Annotated in this window: 18 protein-coding genes; 12 read left to right on the forward strand and 6 right to left on the reverse strand. The window is 64.3% G+C overall.

Features of this window, described 5'->3' with window-relative positions; translation table 11 throughout:
- Nucleotides 1-159: 159 nt before the first annotated feature.
- The gene (locus tag C6A77_RS21495) at nucleotides 160-2,337 is read right to left on the reverse strand and encodes a malate synthase G (protein WP_114171278.1); all 2,178 of its coding nucleotides are present in this window, start codon (nucleotides 2,335-2,337) and stop codon (nucleotides 160-162) included.
- 451 nt (nucleotides 2,338-2,788) lie between these two features.
- Between C6A77_RS21495 and C6A77_RS21500 the strand changes: the two genes are divergently transcribed.
- Complete coding sequence (locus tag C6A77_RS21500; RefSeq protein WP_114171279.1) at nucleotides 2,789-3,307, forward strand: ACT domain-containing protein; 519 nt, start codon at nucleotides 2,789-2,791, stop codon at nucleotides 3,305-3,307.
- 348 nt (nucleotides 3,308-3,655) lie between these two features.
- Here C6A77_RS21500 and rarD read toward each other — a convergent pair whose 3' ends face one another.
- The 4 genes from rarD to C6A77_RS21525 all read right to left on the reverse strand — a co-directional run bounded on the left by rarD (nucleotide 3,656) and on the right by C6A77_RS21525 (nucleotide 7,284).
- A complete protein-coding gene (gene rarD, locus C6A77_RS21505; protein WP_114171280.1) occupies nucleotides 3,656-4,543 on the reverse strand; it encodes an EamA family transporter RarD in 888 nt (295 codons plus the stop codon).
- 64 nt (nucleotides 4,544-4,607) lie between these two features.
- A complete protein-coding gene (locus C6A77_RS21510) occupies nucleotides 4,608-5,582 on the reverse strand; it encodes a serine/threonine protein kinase (protein ID WP_114171281.1) in 975 nt (324 codons plus the stop codon).
- Between the two features lie 162 nt (nucleotides 5,583-5,744).
- Nucleotides 5,745-6,509 (reverse strand): TOBE domain-containing protein, encoded by a 765-nt coding sequence (locus C6A77_RS21520; protein WP_114171282.1) that lies wholly within the window; start codon nucleotides 6,507-6,509, stop codon nucleotides 5,745-5,747.
- Nucleotides 6,510-6,552: 43 nt separating this feature from the next.
- Nucleotides 6,553-7,284: a ComF family protein gene (locus tag C6A77_RS21525; RefSeq protein WP_114171283.1), complete on the reverse strand. Its 732-nt coding sequence runs from the start codon at nucleotides 7,282-7,284 to the stop codon at nucleotides 6,553-6,555.
- Nucleotides 7,285-7,373: 89 nt separating this feature from the next.
- Here C6A77_RS21525 and bioB point away from each other — a divergent pair, with 89 nt between their 5' ends.
- The 9 genes from bioB to C6A77_RS21570 all read left to right on the forward strand — a co-directional run bounded on the left by bioB (nucleotide 7,374) and on the right by C6A77_RS21570 (nucleotide 17,845).
- Nucleotides 7,374-8,432 carry a biotin synthase BioB gene (gene bioB / locus C6A77_RS21530; RefSeq protein WP_114171284.1) on the forward strand — a complete coding sequence of 353 codons (1,059 nt, stop codon included), beginning with the start codon at nucleotides 7,374-7,376 and terminating at the stop codon, nucleotides 8,430-8,432.
- Nucleotide 8,433: 1 nt separating this feature from the next.
- Nucleotides 8,434-9,606, forward strand: a complete 1,173-nt coding sequence (gene bioF, locus C6A77_RS21535; RefSeq protein WP_114171285.1) for an 8-amino-7-oxononanoate synthase — start codon at nucleotides 8,434-8,436, stop codon at nucleotides 9,604-9,606.
- The gene (locus tag C6A77_RS21540; protein WP_114171286.1) at nucleotides 9,599-10,330 is read left to right on the forward strand and encodes an alpha/beta fold hydrolase; all 732 of its coding nucleotides are present in this window, start codon (nucleotides 9,599-9,601) and stop codon (nucleotides 10,328-10,330) included. Before bioF ends, C6A77_RS21540 begins: the two co-directional genes overlap by 8 nt.
- The gene (bioC, locus tag C6A77_RS21545) at nucleotides 10,323-11,141 is read left to right on the forward strand and encodes a malonyl-ACP O-methyltransferase BioC (RefSeq protein ID WP_114171287.1); all 819 of its coding nucleotides are present in this window, start codon (nucleotides 10,323-10,325) and stop codon (nucleotides 11,139-11,141) included. The genes C6A77_RS21540 and bioC overlap by 8 nt, the downstream gene beginning before the upstream one ends.
- Before the next feature lie 10 nt (nucleotides 11,142-11,151).
- Nucleotides 11,152-11,832, forward strand: a complete 681-nt coding sequence (gene bioD / locus C6A77_RS21550) for a dethiobiotin synthase (protein WP_114171288.1) — start codon at nucleotides 11,152-11,154, stop codon at nucleotides 11,830-11,832.
- Nucleotides 11,833-11,955: 123 nt separating this feature from the next.
- Nucleotides 11,956-12,252, forward strand: a complete 297-nt coding sequence (locus tag C6A77_RS21555) for a pyrroloquinoline quinone biosynthesis protein PqqE (RefSeq protein ID WP_114171289.1) — start codon at nucleotides 11,956-11,958, stop codon at nucleotides 12,250-12,252.
- Nucleotides 12,253-12,540: 288 nt separating this feature from the next.
- Entirely contained in the window at nucleotides 12,541-14,346 is a 1,806-nt protein-coding gene (locus C6A77_RS21560) for a phenylacyl-CoA dehydrogenase (RefSeq protein WP_114171290.1), read from the forward strand.
- A gap of 313 nt (nucleotides 14,347-14,659) precedes the next feature.
- On the forward strand, nucleotides 14,660-15,943 hold the full coding sequence (locus C6A77_RS21565) for a GGDEF domain-containing protein (RefSeq protein ID WP_114171291.1): 1,284 nt from the start codon (nucleotides 14,660-14,662) through the stop codon (nucleotides 15,941-15,943).
- Between the two features lie 123 nt (nucleotides 15,944-16,066).
- Entirely contained in the window at nucleotides 16,067-17,845 is a 1,779-nt protein-coding gene (locus C6A77_RS21570; protein ID WP_114171292.1) for an acyl-CoA dehydrogenase C-terminal domain-containing protein, read from the forward strand.
- A gap of 277 nt (nucleotides 17,846-18,122) precedes the next feature.
- On the opposite strand, the gene C6A77_RS21575 is transcribed toward C6A77_RS21570, so the two are convergent.
- Nucleotides 18,123-19,046 (reverse strand): LysR family transcriptional regulator, encoded by a 924-nt coding sequence (locus C6A77_RS21575; protein ID WP_114171293.1) that lies wholly within the window; start codon nucleotides 19,044-19,046, stop codon nucleotides 18,123-18,125.
- A gap of 209 nt (nucleotides 19,047-19,255) precedes the next feature.
- Here C6A77_RS21575 and C6A77_RS21580 point away from each other — a divergent pair, with 209 nt between their 5' ends.
- Together C6A77_RS21580 and C6A77_RS21585 are read left to right on the forward strand one after the other, a co-directional pair.
- Entirely contained in the window at nucleotides 19,256-20,533 is a 1,278-nt protein-coding gene (locus C6A77_RS21580; protein WP_114171294.1) for an aminotransferase class III-fold pyridoxal phosphate-dependent enzyme, read from the forward strand.
- A gap of 153 nt (nucleotides 20,534-20,686) precedes the next feature.
- On the forward strand, nucleotides 20,687-20,845 hold the full coding sequence (locus C6A77_RS21585; RefSeq protein ID WP_009681539.1) for a YqaE/Pmp3 family membrane protein: 159 nt from the start codon (nucleotides 20,687-20,689) through the stop codon (nucleotides 20,843-20,845).
- The last annotated feature ends 79 nt before the right edge of the window (nucleotides 20,846-20,924 follow it).

Genomic DNA, 20,924 nt, shown 5'->3' on the forward strand with positions numbered 1-20,924 from the left:
AAAACCCCAGCTCCCCCGCCCGGGGGCTCCTTGCCCCCCGGGCCCCCCCCCCCCCCCCCCCCACCGCTACCCCCCACCCAAAAAATATACCGTGGTACCTGTGGGAGCGGCCTTGTGTCGCGAAAGGGCCGCAAGGCGGCCCCCTGTCGCCGATGTCGCTTACAACCCGTTACGCGCCTTGAACTCGCGGCGACGGCGGTGCAGTACCGGCTCGGTATAACCGTTCGGCTGCTTGCCACCTTCCACCACCAGCTCAACGGCCGCCTGGAACGCGACGTTGTCGTCGAAGTTCGGCGCCATCGGGCGATACAGGGCATCACCGGCGTTCTGCTGGTCAACCACCACCGCCATGCGCTTGAGGCTTTCCAGCACCTGGTCCTGGCTGACCACGCCATGGCGCAGCCAGTTGGCCAGCAGCTGGGCCGAGATACGCAGGGTGGCGCGGTCTTCCATCAGGCCGACGTTGTTGATGTCCGGCACTTTCGAGCAACCCACTCCCTGGTCAATCCAGCGCACCACGTAGCCGAGGATGCCCTGGGCGTTGTTGTCCAGTTCGTTGCGGATCTCTTCGGCCGACCAGTTGGTGTCGGCGGCCAGCGGGATGGCCAGGATATCGTCCACCGACGCCGGGGTGCGCGAAGCCAGTTCACGCTGACGCGCCTGGACGTCCACCTTGTGGTAGTGCAGGGCGTGCAGGGTGGCGGCGGTCGGCGAGGGTACCCAGGCGGTGTTGGCACCGGCCAGCGGGTGAGCGATCTTCTGCTCGAGCATGGCTGCCATCAGGTCGGGCATGGCCCACATGCCTTTACCGATCTGCGCACGGCCTTGCAGGCCGGTGGCCAGGCCGACATCGACGTTGTTGTTCTCGTAGGCGCCGATCCACTTCTCGTTCTTCATGGCGCCCTTGCGCACCACGGCGCCGGCTTCCATCGAGGTGTGGATTTCGTCGCCGGTGCGGTCGAGGAAGCCGGTGTTGATGAACACCACGCGCTCGGCTGCGGCCTTGATGCACGACTTGAGGTTGACCGTGGTACGGCGCTCCTCGTCCATGATGCCGACCTTGACGGTGTTGCGCTTCATGCCCAGCAGGTCTTCGACCCGGCTGAAGATTTCGGCGGCGAAGGCGACTTCTTCCGGGCCGTGCATCTTCGGCTTTACGATGTACACGCTGCCGGTGCGGGTGTTCTTGCGGCTGGTGTTGCCGTTGAGGTTGTGCAGCGCGATCAGGTTGGTGAACAGGCCGTCCTGGATGCCTTCAGGGATTTCGTTGCCCTGGGCGTCGAGGATCGCCGGGTTGGTCATCAGGTGACCCACGTTGCGCACGAACAGCAGCGAACGGCCGTGCAGGGTCACGCTGCCGCCGTTGGGCGCGGCGTACTCGCGGTCCGGGTTCATGGTGCGGGTGAAGGTCTTGCCGCCCTTGCTCACGCTCTCGGCCAGGTCGCCTTTCATCAGGCCCAGCCAGTTGCGGTAGACGACGACCTTGTCGTCGGCATCGACGGCGGCAACCGAGTCTTCGCAGTCCATGATGGTGGTCAGCGCCGATTCCATCAGGATGTCCTTCACACCAGCGGCGTCGGTGCTACCGACCGGGGTGCTGGCATCGACCTGGATTTCGAAGTGCAGGCCGTTGTGCTTGAGCAGCACGGCAGTCGGCGCGGCGGCGTCGCCGTGGAAGCCGATGAGTTGGGCGTCGTCACGCAGGCCGCTGTTGCTGCCGCCTTTCAGGGCGACGATCAGCTTGCCGGCTTCGATGCGATAACCGGTGGAGTCGACGTGCGAGCCGGCCGCCAGTGGCGCGGCTTCGTCGAGGAAGGCGCGGGCGAAAGCGATGACCTTGTCGCCACGCAGCTTGTTGTAGCCCTGGCCTTTCTCGGCGCCGCCTTCATCGCTGATGGCATCGGTGCCATACAGTGCGTCGTACAGCGAACCCCAACGGGCGTTGGCGGCGTTCAGGGCGAAACGGGCGTTCATCACCGGTACGACCAGCTGCGGGCCGGCCATGTGGGCGATTTCTTCGTCCACGTTCTGGGTGGTGGCCTGGAAATCGTCGGCTTGTGGCAGCAGGTAGCCGATTTCCTGGAGGAATGCCTTGTAGGCTACGGCGTCATGGGCCTGGCCTTTGCGTGCCTGGTGCCAGGCGTCGATCTTGGCTTGCAGCTCGTCGCGCTTGGCGAGCAGGGCTTTGTTCTTTGGAGCGAGGTCATTGATGATCTTCTCTGCACCGGCCCAGAACTGCTCGGCGACGATGCCGGTCCCTGGGATGGCTTCGTTGTTCACGAAGTCGTACAGGACCTTGGCGACCTGAAGGCCACCGACTTGAACGTATCCAGTCATTGCTTGCCTCACTCTGCTCAGCTATTTCGCTCTTCTGTATTAAGCCTGTAGCGCTTCTCTAAACACGGCACCAGTGCATGCCCCCGGGTAAAACCCCGAGCGCGGCTGGGTGCGGCCTGTCAGACGGGCTGGCAGACAGTGTGCGTATTTTCACAGGCGCCTTGGCAGACATCCAAACGACGTTTTGTAGTCCGCGCCACGGGATACTACATGAAGCAGTACACGGGGCAAAATCAGACTAAAAGCGCCGTTATGCGACCCGTTGGTCGCGTATGGTCACGCTGGGAGTGAGTATGTTCGCAAAAAACAGGTGGATTGTTCCAGATAAATCTTGAAACAGTACACGATTCATCATGTGGATTGCCCTGCGGCAGGTTGCCGCGCCTTGCCTATACTGAGTCGATCCGTCGATTTTCTGCCGCTCGGCGCGGTCCGACACGAGGAAGGGCTTGTGGATCATCTTGTACTGACTGTGATTGCCCCTGACAAGGCCGGCCAGGTCGAGCGCATTGCCCAGTGCATCGCCGATCACAGTGGCAACTGGCTGGAAAGCCGCATGTCGCGCATGGCCGGGCAATTCGCCGGGATCCTGCGGGTGGCGGTGCCGGCGGAGAATTACGCAGAGCTGGTGACCTCGTTGCAGGGCCTGGCCCGCTATGACATTCGCGTGCTGATCGCCGAGAGCGGGATCGAGCCGTCGTGTAGCTGGAAGCCGATTGCCATGGAGCTGGTGGGCAATGACCGGCCGGGGATCGTGCGTGACATCACCCGCTTGTTGGCGGACCTGGGGGTGAACCTTGAGCGGTTTACGACTGAGGTGCGGCCGGCACCCATGAGCAGCGAGCCGCTGTTTCATGCCGATGCTTTGCTGGCATTGCCGTTGACCCTGTCGCTGGAGGATTTGCAGCAGAAGCTGGAGAGCCTGGCGGATGACTTGATGGTCGAGTTGAAGCTGCGGGCGGAGGAGTGAGCCGAGATTGCCGGGGCCGCTTCGCGCCCCATCGCAGGCAAGCCAGCTCCCACAGGTGCTGCATAAAGCCTTGAGGCTAGCGCGATCAATGTGGGAGCTGGCTTGCCGGCGATGGGGCGCGAAGCGGCCCCCTGAGGTTATCCCGATATCACGGGGAAGGCCCTGTGGATAACCTGGGGGCTCACCTCTCCAGCCCAGGCAATTCAAGCCCTGCTAGGCTTTGCTCAAAAAACGCCCAATAATCAGCAGCTTGTGCACAAAGCACGGGGACGAGGGTGTGGATAACCTTTGGAGATGTCTCTGCAGGCCACGAACCACAAGGCCTGCAGAGTTTCGGTCATTTTTTGATCAGACGCGCTTGCGCAAACTCAACCAGGCATCGACGCTGTAGATCGCCAACCCCGCCCAGATGAACATGAACGCCACCAGGGTACTGGACGACAAATGCTCGTCGAACAGCAGCACCGCTTGCAGCAGCACCAGGGTCGGCGCCAGGTACTGCAGGAAGCCCAGCGTGGTGTAGGGCAGGTGCCGCGCCGCCGCGTTGAAGCACACCAGCGGCACCAGCGTCACCGGCCCCGCAGCCATCAGCCACAACGCCTCGCTGCTGCCATAGAACTCAGCTTGTGCGCTGGACGCCGCCGGGTGCAGCAACAGCCAGCCAAGGGCCAGCGGTACCAGCATCCAGGTTTCCACCACCAGCCCCGGCAGTGCCGCCACCGGTGCCTGCTTGCGGATCAGCCCATAGAAACCGAAGCTCAGCGCCAGCGCCAGCGACACCCAGGGCAGGCTGCCCACTTGCCACACCTGTTGGGCCACACCCGCAGCGGCCATGGCCACGGCCAGCCACTGCAGGCGGCGCAGGCGCTCGCCAAGTATCAGCATGCCCAGCAGCACGTTGATCAACGGGTTGATGTAGTAGCCCAGGCTGGCCTCGAGCATGCGCCCGTTGTTCACCGACCACACGTAGGTCAGCCAGTTGGCGGCGATCAGCGCCCCGCTCAGCGCCAGAATGGCCAGCCGGCGCGGGTTGTCACGCAGTTCGCGCCACCAGCCGGGGTGTTTCCAGACCAGCAGCAATAGCGAGCCGAACAGCGCTGACCAGAGCACGCGGTGGACGATGATCTCCACCGCCGGGACGCTCTGGATCGCCTTGAAGTACAGAGGGAACAGGCCCCAGATGATGTAGGCGCCAAGGCCCAGTAGGTACCCGCGACGCGGGTTTGCGGCGTGCATGCAGAATCCTTGCTTAGGTAGCTAAATAACGCGACGCCTATTGTAGACAGAGACGGGCGTGCTCCTAGAACAATTTCAGTGGCGCTTCATCCAGTGCGGCCATCTGCTCGCGCAAAGCGAGGATCTGATCACCCCAGTAGCGTGGTTGGCCAAACCAGGGGAAGCTGGGTGGAAACGCCGGGTCGTCCCAGCGCCGTGCCAGCCAGGCGCTGTAGTGCAATTGGCGCAGGGCCCGCAACGGTTCGATCAGGGCCAGTTCGCGCGGGTCGAAATCGTGAAACTCGTTGTAGCCGTCGATCAGTTCGGCCAGTTGCCCCAGGCGTTCCTCGCGGCTGCCGGCCAGCATCATCCACAGGTCCTGTACCGCCGGGCCCATGCGGCAGTCGTCGAGATCGACCACGTGGTAAACCTCGTCCCGGTGCATCAGGTTGCCCGGGTGCAGGTCACCGTGCAGGCGGATGAGCTGGTGTGGGGTACTGGCGTAGATCTGCTCCACCCGCTTGAGCAGGTCGCGGGCCACCGATTCGAAGGCAGGGAGCAGCTCACGCGGAACAAAATTGCCTTCCAGCAGGGTATTCAGCGAGGCGTGGCCGAAGTTGTCCACAGCCAGCGCTTCGCGGTGCTCGAACGGCTTGCTGGCGCCCACGGCGTGCAGGCGGCCGAGCAACTGGCCGAGGCGGTAGAGCTGATCGAGGTTGCCGGGTTCCGGGGCGTGGCCACCGCGACGGGGGAACAGGGCGAAGCGGAAGCCCTGGTGTTCGAACAAGCTGCGGCCGTCGTGTTGCAACGGCGCGACCACCGGGACTTCGCAGTCGGCCAGTTCGGCGGTGAAGCCGTGTTCTTCGACGATTGCCGCATCGCTCCAGCGGCCAGGGCGGTAGAACTTGGCGATCAGCGGCTGCGCGCCCTCGATGCCCACCTGGTAGACGCGGTTTTCGTAGCTGTTCAGCGCCAGCACCCGGGCATCACTGAGAAAGCCCAGGTTTTCCACGGCGTCCAGGACCAGGTCGGGGGTAAGGGTGTCGAAGGGGTGGGACATGGAGGCTCCGAGGGTAAGCGGCATGCGGCCATGGTACCGCGTTATGCCGGTGCCGGCCTCTTCGCGGGTGAACCCGCTCCCACCGGTACAGCGCAGGCTTAAGATTGTGCGCTATCCCTGTGGGAGCGGGTTTACCCGCGAACCGCGCGAAGCGCGGCCAGGCTAAGCCGGTATTCCGATCAACACATAAGACGGATGAAACTGCACCCGCACCCCGCTGCCACTGTTCACCCGCTGCCCAGCCAGCCAATCCGCCTCGGCAATCGCACACAACGTCTGCCCATTCCCTAGCGCCAACCTGACTTCACAGGGCCCATCGGCCTCGGCCAGCACTTCCTCCACCGTTGCCCGCAGGCAATTGCTGCCCGCTTCGGCTTCGTCCCCCTCCGCCAGCAACTGCACCCACCCGGCCTTGAGCAGCGCCACCACCATCGTCCCCAGGGTCAATTCCAGCCGTGCAGTACTGTCGTGGGTAATCAGCGCGTCGATCTCCAGCCCGCCACCCAAGGCCAGGCTGACGCGGTCATGGCGGCCTTCCCGGCGCAGCCCGCTGACCTGGCCCTGCAGCTGGTTGCGCGCGCTGGTGCGCAGCATCAAGCGGCCGAGCAGGTCGAGGTCGCTGGACTCTTCGGCCGCTTCAAGGATTTGTGCCTGCAAGGCCTGCAGCTTCTGGTACAGGCGCAGCACCCGCTCGCCTTCTGCGGACAAACGCGCGCCACCACCGCCGCGGCCGCCAGTGCTGCGCTCGACCAGCGGCTGGCTGGCCAGGTTATTGAGCTCATCGATGGCATCCCAGGCCGCCTTGTAGCTGATGCCGGCGGCCTTGGCGGCGCGGGTGATCGAGCCTTGCTCGGCAATGTGCTGCAGCAGCGCGATGCGCTGCGGGCGGCGGGCGATGTGCTGGGTGAGGAGAGCGGGTAGCGGCATGGGCATTCGCTGGCATGAGGCCTGAGGTCGGCGGTGTGCAAGGTTATACATGACCCGGCTTGGGCGTGCGCGCCAGGCAATACACATCGACCCGTCGCGCGCCGGCCTGGCGCAGCACCTGGGCGACAGCTTGCGCGGTTGCGCCGGTGGTCAGCACATCATCGACGATGGCGACATGCTTGCCGGTCAGCTCGCCCGTCACCGCAAACGCCTGTCGCAAATTGCGCCGCCTGGCCTTGGCGTCCAGGTGCTGCTGCGCCGATGTTTCGCGGGTGCGTATCAGCAAGCGCTCGTCGCAAGCTATGCGCACAGGCGACGAAAGCCAGCGCCCGAGCATGCCAGCCTGGTTGAACCCCCGTTCGCGCAGGCGACGCCTGGCCAGCGGCACGGGCAACAGCAGGTCAGGGCGTGGCAACCCTTCGCCGAAGCGGTGCAGCAGGCCGTACCCGAGCAACTCGGCCATCAACCGCCCCAGCGGCCATTGGCGGTTGTGCTTGAACCGGCTGATCAGGGTGTCTACCGGGAAACCGAAATGCCACAGGGCGACGACCTGCTCGAAGGCCGGAGCGCGCCGACAGCAGGGAGCGCAGGTGAGGCCGGCCATCGGCAACGGCAGGGCGCAGCGTAGGCATTGATCACCCAGCCAGGGCAGCTCCTGTTCGCAGGCGACGCACAGTGGGTAGGCCTGCCCGGCAGGCGCATCGCACAATAAACACGATTGCTCAATAAGTGAGCAGTTGTAAACCAGTCGTTTCCAGTGCGGTTGACAGTTCATAGGCCTTCCATGACTATGCGAGCTATCCGTGATGCGCTGGTGGGCTTTCCTGTCCCGGCGCCAGCTACAGCCTAAACAAGGAAACGCCGATGAGCGCCAGCACAACTGCAACAACACGTCACGACTGGTCCCTGGCCGAGGTCAAGGCGCTGTTCCAGCAACCGTTCAATGACTTGCTGTTCCAGGCGCAGACCGTGCACCGCGCGCATTTCGACCCGAACCGCGTGCAGGTTTCGACCCTGCTGTCGATCAAGACCGGCGCCTGCCCGGAAGATTGCAAATATTGTCCACAGTCCGGTCACTACAACACCGGGCTGGAAAAACAAAAGCTGATGGAAGTGCAGAAGGTGCTCGAAGAGGCCGCCCGCGCCAAAGCCATCGGCTCTACCCGCTTCTGCATGGGTGCGGCGTGGAAGCACCCATCGGCCAAAGACATGCCGTACGTGCTGGAGATGGTCAAAGGGGTCAAGGCCATGGGCCTGGAAACCTGCATGACCCTCGGCAAGCTCGACCAGGAGCAGACCCAGGCCCTGGCCCAGGCCGGCCTGGACTACTACAACCACAACCTCGATACCTCGCCAGAGTTCTACGGCAGCATCATCACCACCCGCACCTACAGCGAGCGCTTGCAGACCCTGGCCTACGTGCGCGATGCCGGGATGAAGATCTGCTCCGGTGGCATCCTTGGCATGGGCGAGTCGCTGGACGACCGCGCCGGCCTGCTGATCCAGCTGGCCAACCTGCCCGAGCACCCGGAATCGGTGCCGATCAACATGCTGGTCAAGGTGGCCGGCACGCCGCTGGCCGAGGAAGAAGACGTCGACCCGTTCGACTTCATTCGCATGCTGGCGGTAGCGCGCATTCTCATGCCCAAGTCGCACGTGCGCCTGTCCGCCGGCCGCGAGCAAATGAACGAGCAGATGCAGGCCCTGGCCTTCATGGCCGGCGCCAACTCGATCTTCTATGGCGAAAAACTGCTGACCACCGCCAACCCGCAGGCCGACAAGGACATGCAGCTGTTCGCACGCCTGGGCATCAAGCCCGAAGCGCGTGAAGAGCACGCCGACGAAGTGCACCAGGCGGCCATCGAGCAGGCGCTGGTCGAGCAGCGCAGCAGCGAGATGTTCTACAACGCCGCGACGGCCTGAGATGGCCTTTGACCTGGCGGCGCGCCTGGCCGAACGGCGCGGCGCAGACCTGTATCGGCAGCGGCCATTGCTCGAAAGCCCGCAGGGGCCGGAAGTGGTGGTCGATGGCCAGCGTCTGCTGGCCTTCTGCAGCAACGATTACCTGGGCCTGGCCAACCACCCTGAGGTGATTGCCGCCTGGCAGGCCGGCGCCGAGCGTTGGGGTGTCGGTGGCGGTGCCTCGCACCTGGTGATCGGCCACAGCACGCCGCACCACCAGGTGGAGGAGGCCTTGGCCGAACTCACCGGGCGCCCGCGCGCGTTGCTGTTCTCCACCGGCTACATGGCCAACCTGGGCGCCATCACCGCGCTGGTGGGGCAGGGCGATACGGTGCTGCAGGACCGCCTGAACCACGCTTCGCTGCTGGATGGCGGGCTGCTCAGCGGCGCCCGCTTCAACCGCTACCTGCACAACGACCCGGCCAGCCTGGCCAGCCGCCTGGACAAGGCCGTGGGCAATACCCTGGTGGTGACCGACGGCGTGTTCAGCATGGACGGCGACCTGGCCGACCTGCCGGCGTTGGCCGCTGTCGCCCGCGCCCGCGGTGCCTGGCTGATGGTCGATGATGCCCATGGCCTGGGCACCCTTGGCACCCTGGGCGGCGGTATCGTCGAGCATTTTGGCCTGGGCGTGGAGGATGTGCCGGTGCTGGTCGGCACGCTGGGCAAAGCCTGTGGCACCGCCGGTGCTTTTGTGGCCGGCAGCGAAGACCTGATCGAGGCGCTGGTGCAGTTCGCCCGCCCGTACATCTACACCACCAGCCAGCCACCGGCGCTGGCCTGCGCCACGCTCAAGAGCCTGCAACTGCTGCGCCGCGAGACCTGGCGCCGCGAGCACCTGGCGGCGCTGATCCGCCAGTTCCGCGAAGGCGCAGGGCAGATCGGCCTGCAATTGATGGACAGCCCGACAGCGATCCAGCCGATCGTCATCGGCGACAGTGCGCAGGCCCTGCGCCTGTCACGCCTGCTGCGCGAACGCGGCCTGCTGGTGACGGCCATCCGCCCACCTACCGTGCCGGCAGGCAGCGCGCGCCTGCGGGTGACATTGAGCGCCGCCCACAGCGAGGCGCAGGTGCAGCTATTGTTGAATGCGTTGGCCGAGTGTTATCCACAGTTGGAGAGCGCCGATGCGTAATCGCCTTGTTCTGTTGCCCGGCTGGGGGCTGGGTACCGCTTCCCTGGAGCCGCTGGCCGCCAGCCTGCGCGCCCAGGATGCCCGCTTGCACGTAGAGCTGATGCCCCTGCCAGAGCTGCCCCACAGCGATGTGCAGGTCTGGGTCGAGCACCTTGACCGCAAGCTGCCGAGCGACGTCTGGCTGGGCGGCTGGTCGTTCGGTGGCATGCTGGCCAGCGCGCTGGCGCACAAGCGCGGCGACCACTGCTGCGGCCTGCTGACCCTGGCCAGCAACCCCAGTTTCGTCGTCCGCCCGGACTGGCCGCACGGCATGGCCGAAGACACCTTCGGCACCTTCCTCGACGGCTGCCGCAGCCATACCCAGGTCACCCTCAAGCGCTTCCGTACGTTATGCAGCGACGGCGCCCAGCAACCGCGCACGCTGCTGCGCCAGCTGGGTATCGGCGTGCCCGACACCGACCCGCTGTACCTCGCCACCGGCCTTGAAGTGCTGGCCAGGCTGGATACCCGCGAAGCCCTGCAGGCCTATGCCGGCCCGCAGCTGCATCTGTTTGCCGGCAGCGATGCGCTGGTGCCGGCAGAAGCGGCGAAAGCACTGAGCGAGCTGCTGCCCGATGTGGAAGTAGGCCTGGTCGAAGACAGTTCCCACGCCTTCCTGCTGGAGTATCCGCAGGAGCTGGCAGCGGGCATCAAGAGTTTTCTGCATGAGAGTGGCGATGACTGACCTTTCCCGTCCGACCCTGCCCGGCGCGCTGCCCGACAAGCGCCAGGTGGCGGCCTCGTTCTCCCGCGCTGCGGCCAGTTACGACAGCGTGGCGGCCTTGCAGCGTGCGGTGGGTTTGCACCTGCTCGAGCAGTTGCCGGGTGGCCTGCTGCCGTCCCGCTGGCTGGACCTTGGCAGCGGCACCGGCCATTTCAGCCGGGCGCTGGCCGAGCGTTTTCCGCAGTCTGGCGGCGTGGCGGTGGATATCGCCGAGGGCATGCTGCGCCATGCCCGCAACGAACAGGGCGGCGCGCATTATCACGTGGCCGGCGATGCCGAGCGCTTGCCGTTGCGCGATGCCAGTGTCGATCTGGTGTTTTCCAGCCTTGCCGTGCAGTGGTGCGACCAGTTTGCCAGCGTGCTGGCGGAAGCCTTGCGTGTCCTGCGCCCGGGCGGTGTGCTGGCATTCAGCAGCCTGTGCGTGGGCACCCTCGACGAACTGCGCGCCAGCTGGCAGGCGGTGGATGGCCTGGTGCATGTGAACCGCTTCCGCCGTTTCGAGGATTATCAGCGCCTGTGCGCCGGCAGCGGTTTCGAACAGCTCGGGCTGCAGCGCTGCCCGCATGTGCTGCATTACCCGGATGTGCGCAGCCTCACCCATGAACTGAAAGCCCTCGGCGCCCACAACCTGAACCCCGGGCGGCCTTCCGGGCTTACCGGCCGGGCGCGCATGCAGGGCCTGTTGCAGGCTTACGAGGCATTCCGCCAGCCCGCTGGGCTGCCAGCCACCTATCAGGTGGTCTATGGTGTGTTGCGCAAGCCACAGGCGTAAGGGGAGCGAGATGAGCCAGGCGTATTTCATTGCCGGGACCGATACCGATGTCGGCAAGACCACCATCGCTGCCGGGCTGCTGCATGCGGCGCGTTCGCAGGGCATGAGCACGCTGGGGGCGAAGCCGGTGGCCTCCGGCTGCACGATGACCGGCAAAGGGCTGCGCAACAGCGATGCCCAGGCGCTGATCGATGAAAGCACGATCAAGTTGCCCTATGAGCAGGTCAACCCGTATGCCTTCGAACCGGCGATTGCACCGCATGTGGCGGCGCGCGAGGCGGGGGTGACACTTGCCGTGTCGGAGCTGCTGGCGGCGATGCGCAATGTGTTGCAACAAAACGCCGACTTCACCCTGATCGAGGGCGCCGGTGGCTGGCGCGTGCCGTTGTCGGGGCAAGCCAACCTGTCCGACCTGGCCATCGCCCTGAAGTTGCCGGTGATCCTGGTGGTGGGCGTGCGCCTGGGTTGCATCAGCCATGCCTTGCTCAGCGCCGAGGCGATTGCCCGTGACGGGCTGCAGCTGGCGGGCTGGGTGGCGAACATCATCGAACCGCGTACTTCGCGCCTGGAAGAGAACCTCGCCAGCCTGGCCGAGCGCTTGCCGGCGCCTTGCCTGGGGCGGGTGCCCAAGCTCAAGCAGGCCAGCGCCGACATGGTGGCTGAGCATTTGCAGCTGGATCTGCTGGATTAGGCGGGCAGGAATACCCAGGGCCTATCAACTGGCACCGGGCCATTAGCGATTTAAACGGGCCTTTTTGCCTTTTGGCTGCTTTAATGAGTCCTGTTCGTCATCCAGCGTCAATGGAGCCCTGACATGGAAATCACCGGTAGCTCCGCCTATTACGCGGGCCTGAGCGCAATCCACACCGGCCAGAACCGCGTCGATCAGGCGGCCAGCCAGATCGCCAACACCACTGCCGAACGCAGTGCCACCAGCCAGTCCAGCGATTTCCAGGCCGAACGCCTGCGCGCGGTCGATCGCAGCCAGCAGATGGACCTGGCCACCAGCACCGTGCAACTGGCCGTGGGCAAACACGAAGTCCAGCTTGGCGCGAACGTCGCCAAGGCTTCCGACGAAATGCTCGGGCGGTTCATCGATACCTACGCCTGATCTTTGCCGTCTTCCCAATATCAGCGCCCTCAACCTGTGGGAGCGGGTTTACCCGCGAATACGTCAGCCCAGACAACTTTGTTTTCCGGGCCGGCCTCTTCGCGGGTGAACCCGCTCCCACAAGTAACGCGCCATGCTTTGGCGGGTTTGCCGTTTTTCGTGACATAAATGACACCATGGTCCCACCTTGACATAAGGCAGAGCTAAACGTAAGTTTCAAACAACTGTTTGATCGACCGCCGCCAAGTGCGTGTCACCCCCACAGAACTCACCTAGAGGTTCATCGCAATGCCTGATTACAAAGCCCCCTTGCGTGATATCCGCTTCGTTCGCGACGAACTGCTCGGCTATGAGGCGCACTATCAGAGCCTGCCGGGTTGCCAGGACGCCACGCCGGACATGGTCGACGCGATCCTTGAAGAAGGCGCGAAGTTCTGTGAGCAGGTGCTGTCGCCGCTGAACCGCGTAGGTGATCAGGAAGGCTGCACCTGGAGCGAATCGGGCGTAAAAACCCCGACCGGTTTCAAGGAAGCCTACCAGCAGTTCGTCGAGGGTGGCTGGCCGAGCCTGGCGCATGATGTCGAGCACGGCGGCCAGGGCCTGCCGGAGTCGCTGGGCCTGGCCCTGAGCGAAATGGTCGGTGGTTCGAACTGGTCGTGGGGCATGTACCCGGGCCTGTCGCACGGCGCGATGAACACCATTTCCGCACACGGCACCGCCGAGCAGCAGCACACCTACCTGACCAAACTGGTGTCTGGCGAGTGGACCGGCACCATGTGCCTGACCGAGCCTCACTGCGGTACCGACCTGGGCATGCTGCGCACCAAGGCCGAACCACAGGCCGACGGCAGCTACAGGGTGTCGGGCACCAAGATCTTCATCTCGGCCGGTGAGCACGACATGGCCGACAACATCGTCCATATCGTCCTGGCCCGCCTGCCGGACGCACCGGCCGGCACCAAGGGCATTTCGCTGTTCATCGTGCCGAAGTTCCTGCCCAACGCCGAAGGCGGTGTGGGCGAGCGCAACGGCGTGAGCTGCGGCTCGATCGAACACAAGATGGGCATCCACGGCAACGCCACCTGCGTGATGAACTTCGACGGCGCCACCGGCTACCTGATCGGCCCGGCCAACAAAGGCCTGAACTGCATGTTCACCTTCATGAACACCGCTCGCCTGGGCACCGCGCTGCAAGGCCTGGCCCACGCCGAAGTGGCCTTCCAGGGTGGCCTGAAGTACGCCCGTGAACGCCTGCAGATGCGTTCCCTGACCGGCCCGAAAGCACCGGACAAGGCTGCTGACCCGATCATCGTCCACCCGGACGTACGGCGCATGCTGCTGACCATGAAGGCCTTCGCCGAAGGCAACCGCGCAATGGTCTACTTCACCGCCAAGCAGGTGGACATCGTCAAGTACAGCCAGGATGAAGAGGAGCGCAAGAAGGCCGATGCCCTGCTGGCGTTCCTGACCCCGATCGCCAAGGCGTTCATGACCGAAGTCGGCTTCGAAGCTGCCAACCACGGTGTGCAGATCTACGGCGGCCACGGTTTCATCGCCGAGTGGGGCATGGAGCAGAACGTGCGCGACAGCCGTATTTCCATGCTGTATGAAGGCACCACCGGCATCCAGGCCCTCGACCTGCTCGGCCGCAAGGTGCTGATGACCCAGGGCGAAGCGCTGAAGGGCTTCACCAAGATCGTGCACAAGTTCTGCCAGGCGCAGGAAGGTAACGAAGCGGTCAAGGAATTCGTCGAACCGCTGGCGGCGATCAACAAGGAATGGGGCGAGCTGACCATGAAAGTGGGCATGGCCGCCATGAAGGACCGCGAAGAAGTCGGCGCGGCCTCGGTCGATTACCTGATGTATTCCGGTTACGCCTGCCTGGCCTACTTCTGGGCCGACATCGCCCGCCTGGCCGCCGAGAAACTGGCTGCCGGCACCAGCGAAGAGGCGTTCTACACCGCCAAGCTGCAGACCGCGCGCTTCTACTTCCAGCGCATTCTGCCGCGTACCCGTACCCACGTGGCAGCCATGCTGTCCGGTGCCAACAACCTGATGGCGATGGACGAAGAGCACTTCGGCCTGTCGTACTGATTCAACGGTTGTAGCCAAAACCCGTCTGCCTTCACCGGCAGGCGGGTTTTTACATTCTGGAAAGCTGAACGCTATCCCCTGTGGGAGCGGCCTTGCGGCGCGAAACGGTTGCGTAGCAACCCCGGCAATTTCGGCTGTGATGCAAAAAGCTGGGGCCGCTTCGCGCCCCTTTCGCGACGCAAGGCCGCTCCCGCAATAATCGGGTGCGCCGGAATTTCCTGTTCATTCCATCCGCATATTCAACTGTTCATGTGCACTGCCGATGAAGTAAGGGCACAATGCCATTATTGATCTGCCGGGTCGGAGATTACCCTTGTTTCGTCTTGACGCTGTTCGCGCGAGCCACTTCCTGCCTTCGCTGATTCTGTTGCTGGCAGGCCTCGCCGCGGCTTACGTGAGAGACCTCAGTGTCTTTTTCACATCGCTGTTCAACGTACTGCCCACGCTGGTCCTGCTGCTTGGCGGCGCCTATTGCGCGGTGTATCGCCGTCAGCGCGAGCTGTTCCTGATGCTCACGGTGTACGTCGCCTACTACCTGCTCGACACCCAGACCGACTTCTACCGGGACCATGGCCGCGTCCGCGAGGATGCCGCGGTGACTTTCCACCTGGTCTGCCTGCTGCTACCGGCGCTGTTCGGCCTGTACGGTGCCTGGCAGGAGCGCACGCACCTGCTGCAGGACCTGCTCGCCCGTGGCGCCGTGCTGTTCGCCATCGGCAGCGTGGCAGTGGCCCTCGAGCAAAGTTACCCCGAGGCACTGCTGACCTGGCTGGCGGAAATTCGCTGGCCGGCGCTGCATGGCCGGTGGATGACCCTGATCCAGTTGGTCTATCCGCTGTTCCTCGGCGTGTTCATTCTGCTGGTGGTGCAATACCTGCGCGCACCGCGGCCGCTGCACGCGGCGTTGATCACTGGCCTGCTGGGCATTTTCTGGATGTTGCCGCAAACCTTCATCCTGCCGTTCACCCTGAACATCATGTGCAGCCAGGTGATGCTGATGATCGCTGCGGCAGTGGCGCACGAGGCCTACCAGATGGCCTTCCGCGACGAGCTGACCGGCCTGCCGGGGCGTCGCGCGCTGAACGAACGCATGCAGCGCCTGGGGCGCAACTATGTGATCGCCATGACCGATGTCGACCACTTCAAGAAATTCAACGACACCCATGGTCACGATGTCGGCGACCAGGTGCTGCGCCTGGTTGCCAGCCGGCTGTCCAAGGTCAGTGGCGGCGGCCGCGCCTACCGCTATGGCGGTGAAGAATTCGCCCTGGTGTTTGCCGGCAAGACCGCCGAAGAGTGCGTGCCACACGTGGAAGCCGTGCGTGAAGTGATCGCCAATTACGTGATGCACCTGCGCGACCCGCAAAGCCGCCCGCAGGACGATACCGCCGGCCGCCAGCGACGGGCAGGCAGCAGTGGCGGCACGGTGTCGGTCACCATCAGCATCGGCGTCGCCGAGCGCCAGGCCGATCATCGCAACCCTGAAGCGGTACTGAAATCCGCCGACCAGGCGCTGTACAGCGCCAAGGGGGCGGGGCGCAATTGCGTCATGGTGCATGGGCAACAATCGCAGCGTGGCGCCGTGCGAATGGCGTGACCGAAAAAGACTATACGGTCTGTTGATGACCCTATGTCTCGTAAAAGTTGTTCGGTTACACTGGCTGCAACCCAGTGTCGCGGTTCCCCGAGACCGCCCCGACCCGACTAGCGAGAGGTTGTCATGGCTGAATATAAAGCGCCCCTGCGCGACATGCGCTTCGTACTGAATGAAGTCTTCAACGTGGCCGAGCAGTGGGCGCAACTGCCCGGGCTGGCCGAGGTTGTCGATGCCGACACGGCCATGGCGGTGCTGGAAGAGGCCGGCAAGGTCACGGCGCGGTCCATCGCGCCGCTCAGCCGTGCTGCCGATGAAGAGGGCTGCCACTGGGACAACGGCGCGGTGCGTACACCGGCCGGTTTCATCGAGGCCTACAACACCTATGCCGAAGGCGGTTGGGTAGGCGTGGGCGGTGATCCGCTGTTCGGCGGCATGGGCATGCCCAAGGTCATCTCGGCCCAGGTGGAGGAAATGGTCAACGCCTCCAGCCTGTCCTTCGGCCTGTACCCGATGCTGACCGCCGGCGCCTGCCTGTCGATCAATGCCCACGCCAGTGAAGCACTGAAGGAAAAGTACCTGCCGAACATGTACGCCGGTGTGTGGGCCGGTTCCATGTGCCTGACCGAGCCGCACGCCGGCACCGACCTGGGCATCATCCGCACCAAAGCCGAGCCTCAGGCCGACGGCAGCTACAAGGTCAGCGGCACGAAGATTTTCATCACCGGTGGCGAGCACGACCTGACCGAGAACATCATCCACCTGGTGCTGGCCAAGCTGCCGGACGCGCCGGCGGGGCCGAAAGGCATCTCGCTGTTCCTGGTGCCGAAGTTCCTGGTCAACGAAGATGGCAGCCTGGGTGCGCGCAACCCGGCCACCTGCGGTTCGATCGAGCACAAGATGGGCATCCAGGCTTCGGCCACCTGTGTGATGAACTTCGACGAGGCGGTCGGTTATATCGTCGGTGAACCGAACAAGGGCCTGGCGGCCATGTTCACCATGATGAACTACGAACGCCTTGGCGTCGGCATCCAGGGCCTGGCTTCGGCCGAACGCTCCTACCAGAACGCCGTGGAATACGCCCGCGACCGCCTGCAGAGCCGCGCCCCGAGCGGGCCGCAAGCCAAGGACAAAGCCGCCGACCCGATCATCGTCCACCCGGATGTTCGGCGCATGCTGTTGACCATGAAGGCGCTGATCGAAGGTGGCCGTGCGTTCTCCAGCTATGTCGCCATGCAACTGGACAGCGCCAAGTACAGCGAAGACGCCAACGTGCGCAAGCGCAGCGAAGAGCTGGTGGCACTGCTGACGCCGGTGGCCAAGGCCTTCCTTACCGACCTGGGCCTGGAGTGCACGGTGCACGGCCAGCAGGTGTTCGGCGGGCATGGCTACATTCGTGAGTGGGGCCAGGAGCAGCTGGTGCGCGATGTGCGCATTACGCAGATCTACGAAGGCACCAACGGCATTCAGGCGCTCGACCTGATGGGGCGCAAGGTGGTGGCCAGTGGAGGCGCTTACTACCGGCTGTTCTCCGACGAGATTCGCCAGTTCATTGCCAGTGCCGGTAGCGAGCTGGACGAGTTTGCCAAGCCATTGGGCGCCTCTCTCGATCAGCTCGACGGGCTGACCGAGTGGGTGCTGGAGCAGGCCAAGGGCAACCCGAATGAAATCGGCGCGGCTTCGGTCGAATACCTGCAGGCGTTCGGTTACGTGGCTTACGGCTATATGTGGGCGCTGATGGCGCGCGCGGCCAAGGCGGGTGACGGCGACCAGGCGTTCTACGCAGCCAAGCTGGGTACGGCGCGGTTCTATTTCGCGCGGCTGTTGCCACGGGTGGATTCGTTGGTGGCTTCGGTGAAGGCGGGGAGTGAATCGCTGTACCTGCTGGATGCCGAGCAATTCTGAAGAATTTTGGGGCTGCCAAGCGGCCCCCATTTGGGTCCATCTGGAAACGGCTCGCTTTTGTAAGCTTTTTCCTACACGACGTGGTGATATTTCGCCACTGGTGTCAGATTGGATCCACGGTTAATCTTTAACCCATGGACGTTGCGCAGGAAGCGCAAAGGACAGATCAAGGATGACGACGAAGGACACCTGCCAGGATGGTGGGGCGATACGGATGTCACAGGGAAACAGTCTGGAAAACCCCGCTTCGGCGGGGTTTTCTTTGTGCGCGTGTTTTTCAGCTGAGCACATCCAGCGGTGAGGCCCCCGACAGGCGGGCGTCCGTTTCTTCTTCCAGCAGCGTGCGCAGCAGCTCCACAGAGGCCTGCTGGCGCTGGGCGTCACGGAACACCAGGCCAACTTTCAGCGGCACCCGCGGCTCGCTCAACGGCTTCCACAGCAGCCCCTGATCATCTTCGGCGGCCTCCTTGGCCCGCCCCGGCAGGATGGTGGCCAGCGCCGTATGGGCCAGGCTGTCGAGAATCCCGGCCATGTTGTTCATCTCGGCCTGCACCTGCGGCCGACGCCCTTGGCTGGCCAGCTGCGCCTGCCAGATCTGGCGGATCTGGAACTCTTCGCCGAGCATCAGCATTGGCAGCTCGGCGGCCTGGCGGATGGACACTTTCTTGAAGTCCTTCAACGGGTGGGTAGCCGGTATCACCAGTTGCAGCTCATCTTCGTACAACAGCAGGCCATGCAGCCCTGGCTGGCGTGGCGGCAGGTAACTGATGCCGATGTCCAGGCTGCCGTTGAGCAGGCGCCGTTCGATTTCCAGCCCCGACAACTCATAGATCTGCACTACAAGGTGCGGCTGAGCCCTACGTAGGCGTTCGAGCAGCTGCGGCACCAGGCTTGGCCGCACGGTTTGCAGCACGCCGATGGCCAGGGTGCGCAGCGACTGGCCCTTGAAGTTGCGCATGGCCTCGTGCGCGCGCTGCAAGCCATCGAGCAGCGGCAAGGCGTGGTTGTACAGGGTATGCGCGGCCAGCGTAGGCAACAGGCGCTTGTTGCTGCGCTCGAACAGGCTCAGGTCGAGGCTGTGTTCCAGCTGGCGGATCTGCTGGGAAAGCGCCGGCTGGGACAGCGACAGGCGTTCGGCGGCACGGCCCACGTGGCCTTCTTCATACACCGCGACGAAATAACGCAGTTGGCGGAAATCCATAAGTAGCGCTTATCGAAAATGCTGGAAAAACGAAATGGTCGAAACCCCCGGTCAGGCCTAGTCTATCGCCGTATTCCAAAGGGTTACAGCGATGAAACGGTCGATTGTTACCCTGCATGAAAAAGACTTTTGATAGGCAAGGCAAAATATCGAGTGGCGGCGTCCAGACCGCACCGTGGCCGCCCTCACCCTGACTGGTTGGAGCCCTGATGAACCTGTTCAACCTGCGCCGCCCGGCCCCTGCCGCCATCGCCGAGCCCAAGCGCGCGCCGGTCGTGCCGCAAGCGTCGCAGCTGTCGCCTGAGCGCCTGATGCCCGGCAGCGAACGTGCAGCGCAGGTGTTCGTGCGTGGTCAGGGTTCCTGGCTGTGGGACAACGAAGGGCATGCCTACCTGGACTTCACCCAGGGTGGCGCCGTCAATAGCCTGGGCCACAGCCCCAGCGTGCTGGTGAAAGCGCTGAGCAACCAGGCCCAGGCGCTGATCAACCCCGGCTCGGGCTTTCACAGCCGTGGCTTGCTGGGGCTGGTCGAGCGCCTGTGCCAGAGCACCGGCAGCGACCAGGCCTACTTGCTCAACAGCGGCGCCGAGGCCTGCGAAGGCGCGATCAAGCTGGCGCGCAAGTGGGGCCAGCTGCACCGCAATGGCGCCTATCACATCATCACCGCCAGCCAGGCCTGCCACGGCCGCAGCCTGGGCGCGTTGTCGGCGTCCGACCCGCTGCCGTGCAACCGCTGCGAACCGGGCCTGCCGGGCTTCAGCAAGGTGCCGTTCAACGATCTGGCGGCGCTGCACGCCGAGGTGAACTCGCGCACCGTGGCGATCATGCTCGAGCCGATTCAGGGCGAGGCGGGTGTCATCCCGGCCACGCGGGAATACCTCAAGGGCGTGGAAACGCTGTGCCGCGAACTGGGCATTCTGCTGATCCTCGATGAAGTGCAGACGGGCATCGGCCGCTGTGGCGCGCTGCTGGCCGAACAGACCTACGGCGTGCGCGCCGACATCATCACCTTGGGCAAGGGCCTGGGCGCTGGTGTGCCGCTGGCGGCCCTGCTGGCCCGCGGCACGGCGTGCTGCGCCGAACCTGGCGAGCTGCAAGGCAGCCACCATGGCAACGCGCTGATGTGCGCCGCCGGCCTGGCCGTGCTGGATACCGTGCTGGAGCCTGGCTTCTTCGCACAGGTGCAGGACAACGGCCGCCACCTGCGCGAAGGCCTGAGCCGCCTGGCCGGGCGTTATGGCCAGGGTGAAGTGCGCGGGCAAGGCCTGCTGTGGGCCCTGCAACTGAAAGAGAACCTGGCCCGTGACCTGGTGGCCGCAGCCCTGCACGAAGGCCTGCTGCTCAACGCACCGCAGGCGGATGTGGTGCGCTTTTCACCGGCGCTGACCGTGAGCAAGGGCAACATCGAGGAAATGCTGTTGCGCCTGGCCCGTGCCTTTGCCCGCCTGCATGCCCGGCAGCAGGCCCGCCGCGAAATGCCGGCCTGACGGGCTGGCGAAACCGAGAATTCTACGAACCGTCTGGCGTTTCTGCGCATCGCCCTTGGCCCGTTTCATTCGGCCCGGGGCGTTTTTTTTTGCCTGTGGAACCTCTGCGACGGGCGGCTAGTCTGTGATGTAACCCCTTCAGGAGAGACTCGCATGGACTTTATCCGCATCATCATCGCCATCATCCTGCCGCCACTGGGCGTGTTCCTGCAGGTCGGGTTCGGCGGGGCGTTCTGGTTGAATATTCTGCTGACCTTGCTGGGGTACATTCCAGGGATCGTGCATGCGGTGTATATCATCGCCAAGCGCTAGCCTTTCAGGGCCTCAGGCTCCCACAGGACTGCGCAGCGCTCAAGGCCTGTGTAAATACCTGTGGGAGCTGGCTTGCCGG

It is taken from the genome of Pseudomonas sp. AFG_SD02_1510_Pfu_092 (genome assembly GCF_003331055.1).
Classification (GTDB): Bacteria; Pseudomonadota; Gammaproteobacteria; order Pseudomonadales; family Pseudomonadaceae; genus Aquipseudomonas.

Coding starts and splice junctions, on each gene's coding strand:
- C6A77_RS21555 (WP_114171289.1), top strand. CDS start 11,956: ATGGAAATCACCGGTAGCTCCGCCTATTACGCGGGCCTGAGCGCAATC.
- bioD (WP_114171288.1), top strand. CDS start 11,152: ATGAGCCAGGCGTATTTCATTGCCGGGACCGATACCGATGTCGGCAAG.
- C6A77_RS21560 (WP_114171290.1), top strand. CDS start 12,541: ATGCCTGATTACAAAGCCCCCTTGCGTGATATCCGCTTCGTTCGCGAC.
- bioC (WP_114171287.1), top strand. CDS start 10,323: ATGACTGACCTTTCCCGTCCGACCCTGCCCGGCGCGCTGCCCGACAAG.
- C6A77_RS21570 (WP_114171292.1), top strand. CDS start 16,067: ATGGCTGAATATAAAGCGCCCCTGCGCGACATGCGCTTCGTACTGAAT.
- C6A77_RS21580 (WP_114171294.1), top strand. CDS start 19,256: ATGAACCTGTTCAACCTGCGCCGCCCGGCCCCTGCCGCCATCGCCGAG.
- rarD (WP_114171280.1), bottom strand. CDS start 4,543: ATGCACGCCGCAAACCCGCGTCGCGGGTACCTACTGGGCCTTGGCGCC.
- C6A77_RS21575 (WP_114171293.1), bottom strand. CDS start 19,046: ATGGATTTCCGCCAACTGCGTTATTTCGTCGCGGTGTATGAAGAAGGC.
- bioB (WP_114171284.1), top strand. CDS start 7,374: ATGAGCGCCAGCACAACTGCAACAACACGTCACGACTGGTCCCTGGCC.
- C6A77_RS21540 (WP_114171286.1), top strand. CDS start 9,599: ATGCGTAATCGCCTTGTTCTGTTGCCCGGCTGGGGGCTGGGTACCGCT.
- C6A77_RS21510 (WP_114171281.1), bottom strand. CDS start 5,582: ATGTCCCACCCCTTCGACACCCTTACCCCCGACCTGGTCCTGGACGCC.
- C6A77_RS21585 (WP_009681539.1), top strand. CDS start 20,687: ATGGACTTTATCCGCATCATCATCGCCATCATCCTGCCGCCACTGGGC.
- C6A77_RS21520 (WP_114171282.1), bottom strand. CDS start 6,509: ATGCCGCTACCCGCTCTCCTCACCCAGCACATCGCCCGCCGCCCGCAG.
- C6A77_RS21495 (WP_114171278.1), bottom strand. CDS start 2,337: ATGACTGGATACGTTCAAGTCGGTGGCCTTCAGGTCGCCAAGGTCCTG.
- C6A77_RS21525 (WP_114171283.1), bottom strand. CDS start 7,284: ATGAACTGTCAACCGCACTGGAAACGACTGGTTTACAACTGCTCACTT.
- bioF (WP_114171285.1), top strand. CDS start 8,434: ATGGCCTTTGACCTGGCGGCGCGCCTGGCCGAACGGCGCGGCGCAGAC.